The organism is Caulobacter sp. SSI4214 (assembly GCF_012184455.1).
GTDB classification, from domain to species: Bacteria; Pseudomonadota; Alphaproteobacteria; order Caulobacterales; family Caulobacteraceae; genus Caulobacter; species Caulobacter vibrioides_E.
This window is the reverse complement of sequence record NZ_SZWJ01000014.1, coordinates 58,195-76,546: the sequence shown is the minus strand read 5'-3', so window position 1 is coordinate 76,546 and position 18,352 is coordinate 58,195. Positions and strand designations below refer to the sequence as shown.

The window sequence follows — 18,352 nt, the reverse complement described above, 5'->3', positions numbered from 1 at the left end:
CACGCCGCTTGGGGGAACCTCGCCGGGCTTTTCAGCAGCCTTCTTGTCGGCGGCGTGGGCCATACCGCCCAACAGGGCGGCCGAGCCGAGGAGGACGGTGAGCAGACGACGCATGGACGACTCCGGAGCAAAAGCAGGCGCGCCGACGCTCTAGGTTTCGTCGAGGGGCGTCAAGCCGAGGTCCGGATCGGACGGGTGTCTCGGCTCCAGATGCATCAAGTCAGATCAGCCCCAGCGCCTTGAAGCTGGCCACGCCCTCGCGGCCGACGACCAGATGGTCGTGGACGGCGATCTTCAGGGCTTTGCCGGCCTCGACGATCTGCCGGGTCATGTCGATGTCGGGCCGCGACGGCGTCGGGTCGCCGGAGGGGTGGTTGTGCATCAACCGCGCCGTATGCGGTAACCTATTGAATTAATGATAGTTTCTGGTAATTCCCGAGGGGGTGGGGGTATGAGTTTGGGGTCGGTAGATCGTGAAGTTGCGTGACATTCACTTTCGTTCAGCCTCTGTCTCAATGAGTTTATGCGAAGCACGGCAGATCACGAGATTCTTTTTGTCCCAATCCTCGAGTCCAGGCACGGGGTAAAGCACCGACTTGCCGATTTTGATGTATGGCGGACCGACGCGCTGTGCTCGCCAATTGCGAAGGGTGCCGACAGAGATCTGACCGCGGTATCGCTCGGAGACCTCTTCGGTGGTCAGAAATTTCTCTTCGGCCATCTGCACCTCCGTCGTAAATCCAAGACTATGACCCGGGATTTGGTCACCGGTCGCGCATCGAGCGGAAGCCTGCGCATGTCTCCGTCACATTGTGGAGGTGCTCGTCCCGGCTCGTCACGATGGCGCACGAGCAAGATGAGAGTTGATGCGGCTTGTGGGAAGTCGTTGTTGATTGCGATGGGGCCGCAGGATAGGCGAGGTTAGAAATCGGATGGCCATCGTACGAGACATGCCACCCGGACCTCTTGGCCCATCCCGCCTTCACGCCAATCGGTCGGCGCCGATCCGTGATATTGCGCGTCTTGGGGGCGGCCTCGTCAGCCTACCCGGCCGCATTCGAGAAGAGATTGCCTACCGGCGCAGCTTATTTAGACTTATTCGGATCATTATGAGGATAACCAGAGCGAAGGTAGCCAACGTCGCAAATATCGTGGCCTTTCCCGTAATTACCTCGTACCCACATACAATCGAGACGATGACGGACAATGTAGCCAAGGCAATGTAACTTGGAATCGGGCGCTTTATGGCGGCAATAACGACGACGATCATGGTGAAAAGATTTGCAACAAGCGTTATTTGCGTAGCACTCACTGTCGAATCCCTATCGCGATCGCTTTCATCTTGTTGCGCTGGCTTGCTGAGAATGCGCAGGCGCTGAGGGATGAGGCGCTCTTACCTGCTCGCCCGTATCAGACCACTTTAGGCGTGCTCATTCTCTTGAAACTCCGGCGAGATTCCCGCGGCGCCAGATTATGCGGCATGACATCGTTATGCCGGCACTCGGTACGTCCAGCTCAAACTTGTCCGGGATGTGGATCGAGGGCTCGACTTCGAGACGGGCGCCGGACTCCGAAACATTTCGCACCATGCAATTGATGACCGAGGATTGCTGATTGAAAATTATTCGGCCTGCGAGGAGTGTGCGCCGGCGCGGAGAGTTGCGGCGATCGTTTGCGGGGACATCCCGCCGACCGCTGGAATTGTTTATCGGATTGCTCATATATCGAGCAGCCTCAAACGTTCAGAGAGCCTATGAACTGTCGAGTGCCACCGTTCATAGGGTTGCATTGATTTCAATTCCTTCCCGCGATTTAGCTAGCCCTCCCGAGGGCACCGAGTCGTATACCGAGGTATATTGTGTGGCTGTATGCGAACCGCCTGCGCGAGAAGAGCGGTCGAGATTGCCGTGCGTGCCAATACCAGGCCTGGAAACCATGATGACCTCGCACAAGATGGCAGCTTTCCGCCTTGCGGCGCCTCATCGAAATGCAAGCTTGAATCCCCAGGCGCGAATGCGATGCGAGGCGCGGAGTGTTGCCTTGGTAAAGCGTGCGTCGACCAAGCGGCGACGGTACAGCCACAGCGTTGCATGACAGAGACGGTCCGCACTCGCCAGCACGACGCCTGCCAGCCAAAGCTGTAATCGGACGGGGCGACGGCCTGCTCGGGCGCGCCGGCCCGTGTTGCCGGAACGTCTTGGTGGCTCGCGGTCGTAGAAATCTGATCCAAGGGAGGACCGCGCCAGTCGCTGGGCGGAATCGAAACCGTCGCGCGCGCACCGTTGTGGAACTGTATTCGGGGTGTTGACCTGAGCTGTACAGAGCGTGCGTAACTGTGGCTCAAAGAACGAAAATAGCGCTTGCCTAGTGCCGGTCGCTAAGTTGCGCGCAATACGGATATAGCTGGTCATAACATGCTCCCAAAGTGCGGGATGCGTCGCCAAATTCAAGGCGCGACTCTGTGTTGCTTTCGGTGTCTGGTCGGTTTTCGTCTAAGTTGGGTCATCGAGACTGAACAGATCGGTGGTTTCGTGGTAGGCAAAGACCTCCGCGTATCGCGCCCATTGCGTCACTGCCTTAAGTGTTCGGCTGGCGTAGCTTTCGGACATGAAGTCTTCGAGCTCGTCGTGAAAACGCCGGGCTTGGGATTTGTGACTTGGGCGATCGTCGAGGACGCGCCGGATGTGTGCGGCCAGGGGCACATAACTGAGAAGCTGCTGCGCAAAGATCTTCTTGCGTTCATCGACATCGGCCAGTGCATAGCGTTTGCCCGCCGGAAGAAGTTTGATGTCCCCACCTACCAATTCGGCGAAGCGGAGCAACTGCAGAACCTCTGCTATCGGAAATAGATCGTCGGTCTCATAGAGGAGACCGCTCGCAAGTTCGGGCAGATCGGCTCGGCCGTTATTGGGTTCTGCATTTATGGCCTCGATCAGACCGGCCAACGCATTCGTCGAAACAACAGGAAGAGCCATCCCTATGCCGGATCCCGGAAAGAGGCCGTCTCGGGGTTGACTGTCGTCGTTCTTTTGCGTCATGCGGACGTAGATCTGTTCGACCAGCGCACGGAAGGTCGGGTCCTGTCGGTTGCGTGGCTGCGGAATCTCCACCTTGATTTCGCCGATGACGCGTCCGGGATTTGAGGAAAAGAGCAAGATGCGGTCACACATCAGCACCGCCTCTTCGATATTGTGGGTGACGATCAGGATCGATTTGATTGGCATGCGCCCTTCGGACCAAAGGTCGAGAAGATCCGTGCGCAGCGTTTCCGCGGTTAGCACGTCAAGGGCAGAGAATGGTTCGTCCATGAGCAGGATGTCCGGATCGACAACCAATGCTCGCGCCAAGCCGACGCGTTGGCGCATGCCGCCCGACAGCTCTTTCGGATAAGCGCTTTCGAAACCGTCCAAGCCGATGAGGTCGATCGCCGCCAACGCGCGCTTGCGTCGGTCAGTCGGGGGCACGTTCTTCGCCTCGAGGCCGACTTCAACGTTCTGTAAGACCGTGAGCCATGGAAAAAGCGCGAAGGTTTGAAATACCATCGAAACGGTGGCGCGCTGTCCGTCTTCGATTTTGGGAAACTCAATGACGCCCTGTGTCGGCGTCACGAGGCCGGCAATGGACCGGAGCAGCGTCGATTTGCCGGAGCCGGATCGGCCGAGCAGCCCGACGATTTCATTCTCTTTGAGGGTGAGATCAACGTCGTCGAGGACCAGGAAATCGGGTCCCCCGGACTTTCCGTAGACCTGGCGGACTTTCTGCACTTCGACTAAATTGCGGCTCTCAATGACAACCATGAACTGATCCTCCTCTTAATCGAACCGCAGCCGGCGCTCGGCGTACCGATAGAGTGGGCGCCAAAGCGTGCGATTGAGGGTGACGACGAAGGCCGACATCACGACGATGCCGACGGCGACCCGCGGCAAGTCGCCAGCAGCGGTCGCGTCGGCGATGAAGGAGCCGAGACCAGTGGCCTGCAGACGTTTGTCGCCCCAGGAAACGGATTCGGCGACGATGCTGGCGTTCCACGACCCGCCTGACGCTGTGAGCGCGCCGGTCACGAAGTAGGGAAAAATGCCGGGCAAGGCGACTTGGCGCCACCATTGCAGGCCGCGCATGTTAAACGTCCGCGCCGCTTCCCTCAGATCGTTAGGAAGTGCGCTAGCTCCAGCAATGACATTGAAGAGAATGTACCATTGCGTGCCCAGAATCATGTGCGGCGAAAGCCAGATGTTCGGATCAAGCCTCAGCCCGATGATGATCACGACCGCGAAGGGAAACAGCACATTGGCCGGGAAGGCGGCCAGGAATTGGGCGACGGGTTGAAGGCGCTCGGACCAGGCCGGGCGTAATCCGATCCAGACGCCTATCGGCACCCAAATGATGCTGGCGATCGCAATGAGGACGGCGACACGAACCAAGGTCGCGAAGCCCAGGCCAACAATTGATATGATGTCCGCCGCTGTCAGGGATGTCGAAATAAAGCGCAGCAGCCAGAGCGATGCGCCGGAGCAGACCACGGCGATGAAACCGATCCAGAGGCCGTCGGGGACACGAATGATGTGTTTGTTGGCGCGGAGCGTTTGACGTCCAGGTGGGGCCGACCAGCTCAGCGCACTCAGGCTTCGGCCAGCCACCAGCAGAAGCTCGATGATCGACGGCAGAAGGCGCGTGCGGCGTGCGAGGTCGTATACCCAGGAGCGCGGTCGTTCACGCGACGCGGTTTGCTCGAATCTGAACTTGTCAGCCCAAGCGACGATTGGTCGGAATATGAGCTGGTCGTAGAGGACGATGACGACGGCCATTGCGAAGACTGCCCAGGCGACAGCGCCGAAATCTTTCCGCTCAATTGCGAGCGCCAACCAGGAGCCGATACCGGGCAATGCGATCGTCGTGTTGCCAACCGCGATCGCTTCCGAGGCGACAACGAAGAACCATCCTCCCGACATCGACATCATGGCGTTCCAGACCAGACCTGGCATGGCGAACGGAAGCTCGAGGCGCACAAATCTGCGCCAGGACGAAAAGCCAAACTGCCGGCTCACCTCGTCGAGATCCTTCGGGACCGTGCGAAGCGACTGGTAGAAGCTGAACGCCATGTTCCAGGCTTGGCTTGTGAAGATCGCAAAAATCGCGGCGCACTCGACCCCAAGCTGGCGCCCAGGAAATAAGTTCATGAAGAACATGACGGTGAACGTCAGAAAGCCGAGCACCGGAACCGACTGTAGAATGTCGAGAGCAGGAACGATGATCAGTTCGGCTTTGCGGCTTTTTGCTGCGAGGGTCGCAACAGTCAGAGTGAATATCAGAGATGCCGCAAGTGCCCCGAACATGCGCAGGGTCGAGAGAAGTGCATATTCAGGAAGGTGCAGGAGCTGAAGGTCGACGGGCGCGGCATTGAGAGCCGTCAGCGGTTGGCGCATTTGGCCAACCCCGACAATGACGAGCAATGCGATGACTACCACAAGGGCGATGGCGGCGAGGTCTGCCCAACTTGGCCCGGCGAGACGAGGCGCCAAGCTCCTATCGAAATGGCGGTGTTTGCCGTCACTCCTGGAAAGAAAGACCATGGCGCCCTCGTGTCAGCCGTGCCGGCCGTCACGAGCGAGCTCTTGTCTAGGCTCGGCGAAACGTCCGTGGCGGCGTAAGCTGTCGACTACCGTCGTTCGGCATCGTTCGGTTTCCTAGAACTGCTCAAGCGAGGATAGACGAGTCCCGCCAAGCAGATTTGCTGTGTCTATAGAGTGCGATCGTTGTTTGCGCTACTTATACCCGGAGGCGTTCTTCGCTCGAAAAGTGTCTGAAGAATATACTCGGGTATATTCGGCGTGGCGCTTTGGCCGTCCGCCGCGCGGATTCGCCGGTGTTCAGCGCATCGTAGTCCAGCCGCTCAATGCAAGAGCAAGAAACGCGACGGCTTCGTGCCAGTAGTTCAGGCGCGCGAGCGTCCAGGCCTCACGACGCACGAGCGCCAGACCAATGCAGATCATGCCCGATAACGCCGTCAAAGCGACGAAGGCGTAACCGAAACCCCATCGCGACGGTATTTGCGCAAGGGCAAAGACGAGAAGTATTGCGAGCTTTAACGCAAAGCGCTTCACGACGTAGCGGATGCTCGGATTGTCAGGTTCTCGTGGCCAAGCCTTGATCTTATGGTTGTTGATCGTCGTTGTTTCGATCCCGTTCAAAAGCCTGGGAGCGAGTCGGCCGCTCGGCCCGAATAGCGAGGTGATCGCCGCTCGGCCGGTCGAGGTGAGTTCAAGCGTATATTGGTGTTCAACAACGAGGCCTTCGCGAGTCAGCTCTTGCTGACCGAGTTTTCGGACGTGAGCGTCGCCAATATAATCGGTGATCTCGTCGTATCTCAGAGTATCGCCGGCGCTCTTGTGGAGCTGTGCGAACACCGCCAGGATCGCTTGGGCCCTATGTCCTAACGTGGCGGTGTGGGGCACGATCTCCGCCCTTTTCTTCTCGGAGGTACGACTCCGATAGAGCGTTGCGACAAATCAGCTCGTCGCACAACTATCCTCGGGTATATCGAGCAGCAGCGATCCGAGCGTGGCTTCTTCTACCGGTGCTCCGCAGGTCCGCTTCTCATCCTTTCCAGTTTCTCTGACATGCGTCCGAGGTCGAGCATGGAATTCGCCTGCATCTTCGTCATGATTTGCCGGCGGCAGACCTTAACGGTGATTTCGCTAAGGTTGAGTGTTGCCGCAATCTGCTTCGTGAGTTGACCCTTTGTAATCAGATCCATCACCTCTCGCTCGCGATTGGACAGCGATTGGTATCGAGCTTCCAATTCGGCATTCATCTCGAGCGCGTTACGGCGCATACGACTTTTCGCCAAGCCGCCGTTGATGGCGTCGAGGAGGTCCTGATCCCTGAACGGCTTTGTCAGGAATTCGATGGCGCCAGCCTTCATGGCGCGGACAGACATCGGAATGTCACCGTGCGCCGTGACAAACACGATCGGAATTTCAGCGTGAGACTTCGCTAACTCGACTTGAAAATTCAGCCCGTTTTCGCCCGGCATGCGGACGTCCAAGACCATGCAGACGGGTGTCTCCGGAATCGACCAGCGCAAGAATTCGGCCGTAGAGGAGAACGCCACGACGTCGAACCCTTCGGATTCACATAGATTGCTAATGGCTTTCCGGACGGACGGATCGTCATCCACGATCGCCACGGTTAATTTCTGAGTGCGGGTGGCTGGAGCGCCGAGGTTCATTGGTTTGCCTCCTGAGTCCCAGGCAGCGTGAAGTGGAAGGTGGCTCCTGAAGGCTCGCCCTTTTCGGCCCAGATGCGGCCATGATGAGCTTCAATGATCGAGCGGCAGATCGAGAGACCGATGCCCATGCCTCCGGTCTTCGTCGAAAAGAATGCATCGAAGATCTGATTGACATCAGTCGTAGTCAGTCCGCCGCCGGTGTCCTCAATGCTGACCTCGACGCCACTCGGCCGTGTCTTGCGGGATTTAATGCGAATTTCTCGGAGGTCTGCTTGCGCAGCACCGATTGCGTCGATGGCGTTGACGATGAGGTTGAGAACGACTTGCTGTAATTGGATTCGGTCACCGAAGACGCTCGGCAGGCCGTTGTTAAGTTCAGCTCGGACCACGATGCGGTTTTCGTTCAACTGAGACTGGATGAGGACAAGCACCTCTTGTATCACCGCGTTGATGTCGACCCATGCGTTTTGGGGTTCAGCGCGTGTGGTCAGGGCTCTAATTCGAGCGATAATCTCACTCGCGCGCCGTGCGTCTTCGACGATGCTTTCGATCGAACTCGTGACCTTCTGCGGATTTGGCGGCTCACTGCGGATCCAGCGTGTGGCGGCATTCGCATTCGTGATGACCGCCGTCAGGGGTTGGTTCAGCTCGTGAGCGATTGAGGCGGAAAGCTCGCCAAGTGTTGTCAGACGAGCCACGTGGGCGAGGTGCGCTTGCGCGCGTTCAGCCGTCTGGCGGGCGGTCTCGGTAGCCAGCGCGAGGTAAGCAGTTGCTGCGATCGCAGTCAGACTGATCGACGTGTTGATGACACCGAGACTGAAGGTGCTCCCGGCGGTTGGAACATAGCTCACGATGGTAAGTACGGCGCTGAGGATGCTGAGCGCGGCACAGCCTAGCGACACGAAGATGACGCCTTGCTTCCGGCAAAAGCGCAGGGACAGGAGGACGACCACGACCTGGAGGCTCGCGGCCGCGATCTCGTAGGGTGTGACCGTGTCGAAAATGAAGATGGCGATGGCGAGTGCTGCCGTGAAGATCGGTAGCATCGGCGAGAAGAGGGCCTGTGGTCGCGGGTCCAGGCGGGAGACAAAGTATGCCCATGGCCGAGCAAAGCGGCGCGCACGGTTCGGGTGTGCGGGCGCGTTCGGCTCGTCAACGCCCTGAGCTTTGGCGTGGGGCGGCATCATTACATCACCTAAGATATGTTCGCAGGACACTGACCAACTCGTCCGCGGCGTTTCGCTCGCTCTGGCTGGGCGCGCGGTTGGGGTCGACCATGTGGGTGCGGATGTGGCCGTTGATAACTTCCGCCATGATTCCGTTGATCGCTCCGCGGGTTGCAGTGACCAGGCGCATGACGTCGTCACAGGCTTCGTCGGTGATGAGAGCCCGCTCTAATGCGTCGACCTGGCCGCGCAAGCGGCGGACACGGTTAAGGAGTCGCTGCTTCTCGGCAACGACGTGCGATCTGCCCATTTCGTATACCCGGGTATAGTTGCAATATACCCCCTTGGGTATATATCAAAACCGTGGCGCTGTGAAGACCGGCAACGATTTCACGCGCCAAGGTCCAGCCTATGGTGGGCTGGATTTTCCATTGGCACAGCAAGGGATCGCTATGAACCCGCGACCTAGCAGTCTGGCCGACGAATGCGACAGTAGACGCTCGACGTCTGCTCTCGTTTCGCTGCAGCTCGGCTACGCTCAGGGCGACGACACGATTGTCGAGGGCCGCGCGATCCACTTCGCGCTGCTTTGATGCGTGCCGCCTCCTGAGCCCAGGCATCAGGAGGCAAAAAATGACCTTCCAGTTTTCCAGTGTGCGTCCGCAAGGCGTCACTTCTCCAGCGAACTGCTCGGTTCTCTCTTTCAAGCGCAGGCGCCCGCGGTTGACAGCCCGTTGGCGACTGACGGCGGGAGGGCGCCTCGAATGCCGGTGGTTTCTGTCACCGGACTGAGCGCGATCGCGTGTCGTGCGCGACAGGTCGACCCGCACGACCGCTCCAACGCAAGAACCCTCAAGTCAACGCCATTTCAAAGGCGGTTAATCATGCTGTCTAACCTCGATACTCCCGTGCGTCACGCTGTGCTGGATGAAGCGCATATCGGCGACATCAAAGGCGCGCTCGGCACAATCAAGAAGAACGATACGGGTCCCAGGAACGGTTGGCGTGCTCGTTTGATGACGCTGCTGGCAATCCTTGGACCGGGCCTGATCGTCATGGTCGGTGACAACGATGCCGGCGCCTTCGGCACCTACACGCAGGCGGGCCAGAACTATGGCACCTCGCTGTTGTGGACGCTCATCCTGCTCATTCCCGTCCTGTACGTGAACCAGGAAATGGTTTTGCGGCTCGGCTCGGTGACGGGCGTCGGCCACGCGCGGCTCATTCTCGAACGGTTTGGCAAGTTCTGGGGCGCCTTCAGCGTTGTCGACCTTTTCTTGCTGAATGCTCTGACCATCGTCACCGAGTTCATCGGAATCAGTCTGGCGCTCGAGTACCTCGGGCTTCCGCGAGGCGTAGGCGTCATTGCCGCAGCGGCCGTCATTATCGCCGCGGCTGGGACGGGCAATTTCCGGCGATTCGAAAGATTTTCGCTGTTTCTCGTTTTCGGCAGTCTTCTGTTGGTGCCGGTGCTCGTCTGGGTTCATCCCCCGGTCAGCCAGATCGCCCATGATCTCGTCGTGCCGCAGTTTCCTGAAGGCGGGAAGCTGAGCGAGGTGATGCTCCTGATCATTGCCATTGTCGGGACAACGGTCGCGCCCTGGCAGCTCTTCTTCCAGCAGAGCTATGTGATCGACAAGCGCATCACGACGCGCTTTCTGAGCTACGGGCGCATCGATCTCGTCCTTGGCATTGTGCTGGTCGTCATCGGCGCAGTGGCGATGATGGCGTTCACCGCAGCGACGTTCGCAGGTCGTCCGGAGTTCGGGAATTTCCAGGACGCCGGAGCCGTGGCTGCCGGGCTTGGCGCCTATGTCGGGAAGACGGCTGGCGTCTTCTTCGCCCTTGCGCTGCTCGATGCCAGCGTGATCGGCGCGATGGCGGTCTCGCTGTCGACGGCCTACGCGATAGGCGATGTGCTGTCGCTGCGGCATTCGCTGCATCGCAAGCCCCAGGACGCCAAGGGCTTCTATGCGGTCTATGGCGGCCTCGTTACGTTGGCTGCTGCGCTGGTTTTGACCCCCGGCATGCCGCTCGGCCTGCTGACCAACGCCGTGCAGACTCTGGCCGGCGTGTTGCTACCGAGCGCCACCGTGTTCCTGCTGCTGCTTTGCAACGACAAAGCCGTTCTGGGTCCGTGGATCAATGGGCGGTGGATGAACCTGTTCACCGGCGCCGTCGTCGGTGTCCTCGTGATGCTGTCAATCATCCTGACCGCATCGGTGCTGTATCCAAACATGAGCGAGAGCACGATTCTCGCGATACTCGGGATCGGAGGCGTATTCACGCTCGCCGTCGCTGTCGCCTTCCTCTTCATCCACCGCGAAGAGCCGGCCAGCGCGAAGAACGAGATGGTGCGCGCGACGTACCGCATGCCGCCGCTGGATGAGCTTCCGTCAGCTCGGATGACGCCGATGACTCGTCTCTGGATGCTGGTCTTGCGCGGCTATCTGATCTTGGCCGGCGGGCTTGTCCTCGTGCGGATCGTGCAGCTTTCGCTCATCGGCCGGTGAAGGGGGGAGCATGTGCATACGTCATTCCACATCGCTGCGGCCTCACTCGACGACTGCGGCGTCTGGCCGGCGCCGACCAACAATCTGGGACCGGCTTGTATCGGGTTTCGCCCCGTTTGCCGATCCGGAGCTGTGGTTGCGCGCCTGCACGCTTGCGGCCCTCAGAGAGCGCGACGGCTCTGTTGGGCTGGAGGTCGTGAGCTTATCGGCTCTGTTTGGCGGAGGCAGCCATGATGACCCGCAAGATCCAGCATCGGGAGCGGCCTATCAGCGTTCGGCTGCAGCTCTGGTGGCTCGGGAAAGTGGAGGTCCTTGTTCTCAAACACGTGCCGAAAGGCCCGTTTGCGCGATCCGCTCTCGCATGGGTGGACCAGAGCCACGTGCGAATCCGGCAAAGGCTCGGTCGCAACGAAACCGGCGGGAAGCGCTGATGCGCTCTCCGCGGTCAATCGCGCGCCACTTGGAAGAACGGGCCTGCCTGTTCGGTGCGATCTGGGTTGTGAGGGTCGCGCGCATTCTTGTGCGGGAGGGGTTTCTGAACAGGCGTGGCGCGTTCGCGGCGTTTCGCCTTTCGTCGCGCCTCTCGAGGAGGTCGTGGCGCATTTGGAAGTCCGAGCGAGCCCGCCGTCGAAGCGCAATGTGGGGTGAGTCCAACTGACCTGGCTCGGTCGGCCAGCAGCGAAGTCTACTGAGGAGACGTGCAATGCAAATGAGAAAGCGAGCTGAATTCTTTCATGGCGAAAGAAGCGCATTCGGCAGCCGGTTGGTGACCGAGCGGCGACGGGACATCGTGAAAACGCGGGGACGCTCAAGCGCCGCACTTCGAGTTGCTGTCCGTCTGCGGGTCGGCGGGCTGTTGGCGGCGGTTGCCCATTGGCTCGCCCGCACTGCCTTTCAACTCGCGCGGGAGCGCTTGATTCCCGTTGCGCAAGCAAAGGCGCTTTTGCGCATGGCGGCGCAGGTCAATCGGCAAAGTATCCGCCTGCGGCAGCGGGAGCGTTTTAGAACAGATCGCTGGTGAGCAAACTTTGCGTACCAAATCGAAAGGAATCAACCATGCCCGAACCTCCTAGTTGCTGCGTGAGTGAATACTCACGCAGCCCCCCAATACCCCGAAAATAGAGCGGCCTCACGTCGATCACGAGATGGCTTGCTCGTCCCGTGATCAGTGGAGCTGCTGATGATCTGTGATGAAATTGAAGTTCGCAAGAAGGATGCGCCTGTACGGAATTACGGCCGTGAACCGCGGTTCGGTCGACGCGGTCTGTCGGCGCGCGCCTGCTTCCCCGTTCTGCTGCTTGTCGCCGCGACAGGCGCGGGAAACGCGCACGCCCAGGAGATTCCGGCCGGCGCCGACCGCTTGGGCACGGAACGGCGTCTTGATGTTCGGACCAAAGCGGATCGGCCGCCCAGCGAGGCCGAAATGAAGAGGGTTTATGACTGGACCGGCTTTTATGTCGGTGGTCACTTCGGCTACGGTGGCGGCCGCTTGGGCGATGACTCCCGCCCCAAGCCTGAGCAGGGCGTCTTCCTGCCTCATAGTCCGACCGGCCTCATTGGTGGTTTTCAGGTCGGCTATAACCGGCAACTCGACAATCATCTGGTGCTCGGTGTTGAAGCCGACGCGTCGTTCACGAGCCCGACCGACGAGCCGGCGTTGGCGCCGGCGCCGTTCAATTCTACGGTCGACTACGTAGGCACCGCGCGCGGCCGAGTGGGTTACGCATTTGATCGGTGGATGCCCTATGTCACGGGTGGCTTCGCCTGGGGGCATGGTCATATCGAGGTCAACGACGGCAGCGGTGCGCAACTCGGCCGCTATCAGACGGGCTGGACCGCAGGCCTCGGTGCGGAATTCGCGTTGAGCGGCAATTGGACGGCGAAAGTCGAGTACGACTATGTGAATCTTTCTGCGGCTACTTATGATCTGGGCCGCTTCGATCTGCCGAACGCCCGTCTTGCCCCCGGGCTTTACCTCGCCAAAATCGGGCTGAACTACCACTTCAACGATCTGCCGTGGGCGGCGTCCGGCTCACAGAGCGCGACGCCACGCTTGCCGGATTCGAGTGACTGGAACGTCCATGCGCAAACGACAGTGATTGCGCAGGGATATCCAAGCTTCCGCTCCCCCTATGCGGGTGCGAACAGCTTGCCGGGAGGCGGCGAGGTCCGCGAGACGTGGACGACGACCGCCTTCATCGGCGTCCGGCTGTGGCAGGGCGGCGAGTTCTATTTCAATCCCGAACTGGCGCAGGGATTCGGCCTGAATGGGACATTGGGTCTGGCGGGCTTCCCGAACGGCGAAGCACAAAAGGCTGGAGCCGCATTCCCGAAGATTCGGCCGCAACGCTATTACTTCAAGCAGACCTTTGGCCTCGGCGGCGAACAAGAGGACGTCGCCGACGGTCCCAACCAGCTCGCGGGCAAACGTGATATCGATCGCATCACGGTGATCGTCGGACGCTTTGCCATCGGCGATTTCTTTGACAACAACACCTATGCGCACGATCCTCGCGCCGATTTCATGAACTGGGCGCTGTGGTCGTCCGCGGCTTACGATTTCCCGGCGGATCTCCCCGGATACACGCGCGGCGCAATCGTCGAATTGAATAAGAAGGACTGGGCAGTCCGCGCGGCATTCGTTCAGGTGCCGTCCGAGCCCAACAGCGATGTCTTGAAATTCAACACGGGCGGCGCCGTGGTGGAGTTCGAGCAGCGTTACGCCATCGCGGGCCAGCCTGGAAAACTGCGGCTCGGCGTCTTTGGCACCCAGGGTGTCATGGGCAACTACCGCCAGGCCCTGGCAATCGAGAGCCAGGATTCCACGCAAGACATCAATACGGTGATGGCGAGTATTCGCCACGTGAATCCGAAATACGGCTTCTACGCGAATTTGGAGCAGCAGATTGCGCCTGGGATCGGCGTTTTCGGTCGCGTGAGCTGGAACGATGGGCAAAACGAGACGCTGTCGTTCACCGACATTGACCGAAGCGTGTCAGGCGGCGTTTCGATCAAGGGCAATCCTTGGGGTCGGCCGAACGATACCGTCGGGATCGGTGGGGCCATCAATGGGCTGTCTGCGGCCCATCGCGACTTCCTTGCCGCTGGTGGAAACGGACTCCTGATCGGTGATGGGGCGCTGAACTACAGCACCGAGCGGATTTTCGAAAGCTATTACGCGCTGGCGATCGGGAACGGGCTCACCTTCACCGCCGACTACCAACTGATCGTCAACCCTGCATACAACGCCGACCGCGGTCCGGTGTCGGTCTTTTCTGGCCGTCTTCACGCGGAGTTCTGAGCCATGGACCGCGTGTACTTGCCAGATGACGGGGGATGGTTCTGATGACCGGGACCGTCGTTCTATTCGAACTCGCCGGCTACGTCGGATTGCTCCTTTGGGGCACTCATATGGTGACGACCGGCGTCCAGCGGGGCTTCGGCCATGTCCTTCGGATATGGCTGGAGCACAATCTGACGCGGCGGTGGCGGGCGTTTCTTGCCGGCGTCGGCATTACGGCGCTTCTGCAAAGCAGCACCGCGACGGGTCTCATGGCCTCCGCATTTACGGCGAACGGTCTTATCGGGCTCGGGCCCGCCTTGGTGGTGATGCTGGGTGCCAACGTCGGAACCACGCTGGTTACGCAGGTGCTGTCGTTCGACGCCGGTGTCGTCGGCCCTCCTTTGGTCCTGCTCGGGGTCATGGCTTTCCGCTCGTTCGACGATGATCGGCTGCGCAATGCCGGGCGAATCGCGATCGGGCTGGGACTGATGTTGCTGGCCTTGTCGGGGATGGCGCATGAGTTTGCGCCAATCGAGAACGCGCCTTTGCTGAAAAACGTTCTCGCTGCAATCGGCAACGAGCCTCTCCTTGCGGTGTTGGTGGCAACGCTGCTCACCTGGGCTTGTCATTCCAGCGTGGCGGTCGTGCTTCTTATCGTGTCGCTGACTGCGAGTCAGACCGTTTCGCCGATCGGCGCGCTGGCGTTCGTTGTCGGCGCCAACATCGGCGGCACATTGCCCGCACTCTTTGAGGCGGGTTCACCGGTTGCTCGTCGTCTTCCGCTCGGCAACTGCCTGGTTCGAATCGTGGGCGCGGTCGTGACGCTTCCGTTGCTGGCAATATGCGTGCCGCTTCTCGCCCACATCGATCCTGCGCCGGGGCGGATCGTGGTGAACTTCCACACCGCGTTCAACCTGATCCTTGCAGCGGTGTTTATCGGGCCGTCTCATTGGCTGGCCCGGCTGCTCGTCCGCGTACTTCCCGACCCGCCGGCGCCTGATGATCCCGGAAAACCAATCTACTTGGAGGAGGCAGGATTAGGGGCGGCGACCGTCGCGTTGGCGAATGCCGCGCGCGAGACGCTTCGCATGGGCGACATGGTCGAAGCAATGTTGAAGGGCGCTTCGGAGGTGTTCCAACAAGACGATCCTCGGCGCGCCACCGCGATCAGCCGGATGGATCGGTCTGTCGACCGTCTTGGAGCCGCGATACGCAGCTATCTGGCAGATCTCGGAAATGAGCAGCCGTTGCATGACGATAGCGAAGGCGCCCGGGTCCAGGAGATATTGTCAGCCGTCATCAATCTCGAGCACGTTGGCGATGTCGTCGCCAACAACCTCATCGAATTCGTGGTCAAACGGATCAAGCGGGGGAGGCCGTTTGCGAAGGACGAACGCGATCTCATCGTTTCGATGAATGCCGAAATCCTGGAAAGCCTCCACATGGGGCTTGCAGTGTTTCTGACCCGTGATCCCGCCGAGGCGAACCGGCTCATCTCGCGAAAGAGCGCTCTGCGGCGACTGGAGGCGCGTGCGACCGCGCTCCATGTGCAGTTGCTGCGGGTCGCGGCCACCACGGCGCGAGCGGATGCTGGCGAGGGAGTCGCTCGTGTCGCCGAAGATGGCGGTCAGTTTCTGCGCATTGTCAGAGACCTCCGGCGCGTTCACTCGCACATCGCAGCGCTGGCATATCCGATCCTGAACGGTGCCGGCACCGCTGATGGGACACCGGCGCGAGAAGGAACTGCAGAAGAAGAAGCCAACGAATCCGAGCTGCAAGGCGCGCAATGATAGCGGTGGTCGCGATCAATTTGCAGGATCGTCACGCCGCGGTCTTATGACATGGACCTCGCCGACCTCCAGTTTGTGACGGCGGCGGTGGATGCAGGAAACTTTGCGCGTGCAGCGCTCGTGCTCGGGCTGCATGCGTCGACGATCAGTCGGCGTATCGCACGGCTTGAGGATGAGCTTGGCCTCACCCTCTTCGAGCGCAACCGTGCCGGTGTGCGGCTCACGCCGAGCGGACAGACGGTCATGCGGCACATTAGACGTGTCCTCGCTGAAGTCGATGCCGTGAAGGCCGCAGGTCATCACAACGGCCTTGGCACGACGGGCGAGATTCGTCTGGGCCTACGAATGCCGCCGATCGGAAAGCCTCTGGGGGACTTGTTGCGGTGCTGGCACGGACGATACCCTGGTGTTTCGGTGGTGCAATTCGAGATGCATGAACGGGAGATCGCCGCCGCGCTGGCCGATCGACGACTTGACGCCGCGTTTGTCCCGAGCTTCGCGTTGTGGCCGCATGCGGCGATGCTGCCCATCTATAGTGAGCGGCTGATGGCGGCGCTTCCCGCGAAACATTCCCTGGCGAGGCGTAAGGCGCTTGGTTGGAAGGAATTGTCGGGCGAGACGGTTCTTGTCGAAGGCTGGGGCGAAAGTCAGGCGCAGCGCGAATTCTTCGCCTCGCTTCTTGGCAGGAACGTAGACTTTCAATCGCACGCCGCCAGCAAGCAATATATTCTCGCGTTTGTGGCAGCGGGCTTTGGCGTGACGCTCGCGGCAGAGAGCCAAGCCGAGCTCGGATTTCCTGACGTGGTCTTCAGGCCGATTTCGGAGGCGAACGCATCATTTTGTGTGAATCTCGTGTGGCTTCCTGAATGCGAAGAACCCGTTGTAGGACGGTTTGTCGCGTTTATGCGCGATGAAGCGAAGGATCGCGGGCTGCTTTAGCAGAGGCAGCCTCGGCACGTCATCACGATGTCTTCTGCGACGACGAGGTCCGGCGGGTCTTTCGGAAGGCTCGGTCCGTCGCCATGAAGCGCGCCAGCATCGGTGGAATCAGCTTGGCGGGCTCGATACCGCTCTGGTTGGTCTCGTGGGAGAGCGCTTCGGCATAGGCCTGGAGGTCACGATGAACGGCCGCCGGCAGCTCGATCGTCATCTTCACCGGTTTGTCGTCTTCCAATGCGCTTAGTTTGAGTTTGCTCATCGGGCACCTAGCCTTTGTAGGGTTCGAGGACCAGGTCGTGTGTGACCATGACCCGCACGGGGAAGCCCGGCCGGATTGTGATCGTCGGCTGGATATTGAGGGAGCGGCCTACGATCTGTTCGCCAGCCTGGTTGAAGCTCTGCGACGCGCCCATCCGGATCGCCTGGGCAAGGTTGTTTTCACTATTGCTCGTTCCAGCCTCGGCGCCGACGGACAAGATGGTGGAGAGGATCGCAGCCTTGAACAGCATGCCCCAATGGTTGTCGACCTCGTCCTCAAGCCCGGCATAGCCTTCGGTGTCGGCGCCGGGCTGGCGTTCGAGCACGATCGACTTGCCGTTCGGCATGATGAGGCGGTTCCAGACGAGCAAGGCGCGCGACTGGCCAAATGCGATCTGCGCATCATACTGGCCGACGAGGCGCGACCCCTGCGGAATCAATAAGGTCTTGCCCGTCGGACTGTCGTAGACGTCCTCGGTCACCTGCGCGGTAACCTGTCCGGGCAGATCGGACCGCAGGCCTGTGATCAGCGATGCCGGAATTACGGCGCCTGCCTGCAATACATAGGGGCTTGCTGGCGGCTGGACGCGATCGGGGCTCGTTGTTCTGCGGTCGATGTTGCCATTGAGGAATGCGAGTTTGTGATCTTGCGACGTGAGATCAGACGATGTGCTCGCCGGCGTCAGTCCCGGCGAGAGAGCCGTTGGAGATGGCGCGATCGGCATGCTCGGCGCGACGACGTTCGTTGTCGCGAAGAGATGACTGGTGCGGGCGGCTTCCATCTCCTGAGCGAGCCGTTGCTCCTCCGGTGTCGGTCCCGGCATTGGCATGCTGGGCGAAGGCGCGCCGGCGTTGAGGATGGGCTTGCCGAGATCGCCGGGCAGCGGCGGTCCAAGCTGTGGCACGGGCTTTGGCAGCCCCGTATAATCGCGCGGCAGGTTCGCGAGACCATCTGGCGTGTTGCGGTTGTTGGTGTTGAAGAGTTCGGCGCCGGTTGTCTGGTGCTGCGGCTTCAAGGCGAAGAGCAGTGCGCCTCCAATGCCAATGGCCGCGGCGGCACCGACGCCAAGCAGGACCTTGCGGGACAGCCGGGTTACCGGCGGTCGCTTGGCGCGCAAGCGCATCTCCTCAGCCGGACGTGCGGCCGCGCTCGGCCCCACGTCATCCCTGGCTTC

16 protein-coding genes are annotated in these 18,352 nt (G+C 60.4%); 6 read left to right on the top strand and 10 right to left on the bottom strand.

What is annotated here, in order from left to right; all coding sequences use genetic code 11:
• Nucleotides 1-220 precede the first annotated feature (220 nt).
• The 8 genes from FCU40_RS06520 to FCU40_RS06480 all read right to left on the bottom strand — a co-directional run bounded on the left by FCU40_RS06520 (nt 221) and on the right by FCU40_RS06480 (nt 8,704).
• Entirely contained in the window at nt 221-382 is a 162-nt protein-coding gene (locus FCU40_RS06520) for a JAB domain-containing protein (RefSeq protein WP_168073780.1), read from the bottom strand.
• Between the two features lie 108 nt (nt 383-490).
• Nucleotides 491-721: a helix-turn-helix domain-containing protein gene (locus FCU40_RS06515; protein WP_004620414.1), complete on the bottom strand. Its 231-nt coding sequence runs from the start codon at nt 719-721 to the stop codon at nt 491-493.
• A gap of 1,771 nt (nt 722-2,492) precedes the next feature.
• Entirely contained in the window at nt 2,493-3,797 is a 1,305-nt protein-coding gene (locus tag FCU40_RS06505; RefSeq protein ID WP_168073776.1) for a nitrate/sulfonate/bicarbonate ABC transporter ATP-binding protein, read from the bottom strand.
• 15 nt (nt 3,798-3,812) lie between these two features.
• On the bottom strand, nt 3,813-5,570 hold the full coding sequence (locus FCU40_RS06500) for an ABC transporter permease subunit (protein ID WP_168073774.1): 1,758 nt from the start codon (nt 5,568-5,570) through the stop codon (nt 3,813-3,815).
• 297 nt (nt 5,571-5,867) lie between these two features.
• A complete protein-coding gene (locus tag FCU40_RS06495; protein WP_168073772.1) occupies nt 5,868-6,452 on the bottom strand; it encodes a hypothetical protein in 585 nt (194 codons plus the stop codon).
• Nucleotides 6,453-6,568: 116 nt separating this feature from the next.
• Nucleotides 6,569-7,228 carry a response regulator gene (locus tag FCU40_RS06490; protein ID WP_168073770.1) on the bottom strand — a complete coding sequence of 220 codons (660 nt, stop codon included), beginning with the start codon at nt 7,226-7,228 and terminating at the stop codon, nt 6,569-6,571.
• Nucleotides 7,225-8,415 carry an ATP-binding protein gene (locus FCU40_RS06485; protein WP_241693556.1) on the bottom strand — a complete coding sequence of 397 codons (1,191 nt, stop codon included), beginning with the start codon at nt 8,413-8,415 and terminating at the stop codon, nt 7,225-7,227. The genes FCU40_RS06490 and FCU40_RS06485 overlap by 4 nt, the downstream gene beginning before the upstream one ends.
• 4 nt (nt 8,416-8,419) lie before the next feature.
• Nucleotides 8,420-8,704: a metal/formaldehyde-sensitive transcriptional repressor gene (locus FCU40_RS06480; protein ID WP_168073768.1), complete on the bottom strand. Its 285-nt coding sequence runs from the start codon at nt 8,702-8,704 to the stop codon at nt 8,420-8,422.
• A gap of 61 nt (nt 8,705-8,765) precedes the next feature.
• Between FCU40_RS06480 and FCU40_RS23160 the strand changes: the two genes are divergently transcribed.
• The 6 genes from FCU40_RS23160 to FCU40_RS06455 all read left to right on the top strand — a co-directional run bounded on the left by FCU40_RS23160 (nt 8,766) and on the right by FCU40_RS06455 (nt 16,919).
• The gene (locus tag FCU40_RS23160) at nt 8,766-8,987 is read left to right on the top strand and encodes a hypothetical protein (protein ID WP_206677309.1); all 222 of its coding nucleotides are present in this window, start codon (nt 8,766-8,768) and stop codon (nt 8,985-8,987) included.
• Between the two features lie 291 nt (nt 8,988-9,278).
• Entirely contained in the window at nt 9,279-10,907 is a 1,629-nt protein-coding gene (locus tag FCU40_RS06475; RefSeq protein WP_168073766.1) for an NRAMP family divalent metal transporter, read from the top strand.
• A 703-nt stretch (nt 10,908-11,610) separates the two neighbouring features.
• Nucleotides 11,611-11,928, top strand: a complete 318-nt coding sequence (locus tag FCU40_RS06470; protein ID WP_168073764.1) for a hypothetical protein — start codon at nt 11,611-11,613, stop codon at nt 11,926-11,928.
• A 159-nt stretch (nt 11,929-12,087) separates the two neighbouring features.
• Entirely contained in the window at nt 12,088-14,208 is a 2,121-nt protein-coding gene (locus FCU40_RS06465; RefSeq protein ID WP_206677308.1) for a carbohydrate porin, read from the top strand.
• 44 nt (nt 14,209-14,252) lie between these two features.
• Nucleotides 14,253-15,980, top strand: coding sequence for a Na/Pi cotransporter family protein (locus tag FCU40_RS06460; protein WP_206677307.1), 1,728 nt, complete (start codon nt 14,253-14,255; stop codon nt 15,978-15,980).
• Nucleotides 15,981-16,031: 51 nt separating this feature from the next.
• Nucleotides 16,032-16,919, top strand: a complete 888-nt coding sequence (locus FCU40_RS06455; RefSeq protein WP_012047204.1) for a LysR family transcriptional regulator — start codon at nt 16,032-16,034, stop codon at nt 16,917-16,919.
• 22 nt (nt 16,920-16,941) lie between these two features.
• Here the strand turns inward: FCU40_RS06455 and FCU40_RS06450 are convergent, their stop codons facing one another.
• Entirely contained in the window at nt 16,942-17,178 is a 237-nt protein-coding gene (locus FCU40_RS06450) for a DUF2274 domain-containing protein (protein WP_041751096.1), read from the bottom strand.
• 7 nt (nt 17,179-17,185) lie between these two features.
• Nucleotides 17,186-18,301, bottom strand: a complete 1,116-nt coding sequence (locus FCU40_RS06445; protein ID WP_168073786.1) for a TrbI/VirB10 family protein — start codon at nt 18,299-18,301, stop codon at nt 17,186-17,188.
• Nucleotides 18,302-18,352: the final 51 nt, after the last annotated feature.

Bases quoted from the DNA above. Each gene is read 5' to 3' on its own strand.
- FCU40_RS06455 (WP_012047204.1), top strand. From the start codon at position 16,032: ATGGACCTCGCCGACCTCCAGTTTGTGACGGCGGCGGTGGATGCAGGA.
- FCU40_RS06505 (WP_168073776.1), bottom strand. From the start codon at position 3,797: ATGGTTGTCATTGAGAGCCGCAATTTAGTCGAAGTGCAGAAAGTCCGC.
- FCU40_RS06470 (WP_168073764.1), top strand. From the start codon at position 11,611: ATGCAAATGAGAAAGCGAGCTGAATTCTTTCATGGCGAAAGAAGCGCA.
- FCU40_RS06445 (WP_168073786.1), bottom strand. From the start codon at position 18,301: ATGCGCTTGCGCGCCAAGCGACCGCCGGTAACCCGGCTGTCCCGCAAG.
- FCU40_RS06485 (WP_241693556.1), bottom strand. From the start codon at position 8,415: ATGATGCCGCCCCACGCCAAAGCTCAGGGCGTTGACGAGCCGAACGCG.
- FCU40_RS06465 (WP_206677308.1), top strand. From the start codon at position 12,088: ATGATCTGTGATGAAATTGAAGTTCGCAAGAAGGATGCGCCTGTACGG.
- FCU40_RS06520 (WP_168073780.1), bottom strand. From the start codon at position 382: ATGCACAACCACCCCTCCGGCGACCCGACGCCGTCGCGGCCCGACATC.
- FCU40_RS06460 (WP_206677307.1), top strand. From the start codon at position 14,253: ATGACCGGGACCGTCGTTCTATTCGAACTCGCCGGCTACGTCGGATTG.
- FCU40_RS06450 (WP_041751096.1), bottom strand. From the start codon at position 17,178: ATGAGCAAACTCAAACTAAGCGCATTGGAAGACGACAAACCGGTGAAG.
- FCU40_RS06480 (WP_168073768.1), bottom strand. From the start codon at position 8,704: ATGGGCAGATCGCACGTCGTTGCCGAGAAGCAGCGACTCCTTAACCGT.
- FCU40_RS06475 (WP_168073766.1), top strand. From the start codon at position 9,279: ATGCTGTCTAACCTCGATACTCCCGTGCGTCACGCTGTGCTGGATGAA.
- FCU40_RS06500 (WP_168073774.1), bottom strand. From the start codon at position 5,570: ATGGTCTTTCTTTCCAGGAGTGACGGCAAACACCGCCATTTCGATAGG.
- FCU40_RS06515 (WP_004620414.1), bottom strand. From the start codon at position 721: ATGGCCGAAGAGAAATTTCTGACCACCGAAGAGGTCTCCGAGCGATAC.
- FCU40_RS06490 (WP_168073770.1), bottom strand. From the start codon at position 7,228: ATGAACCTCGGCGCTCCAGCCACCCGCACTCAGAAATTAACCGTGGCG.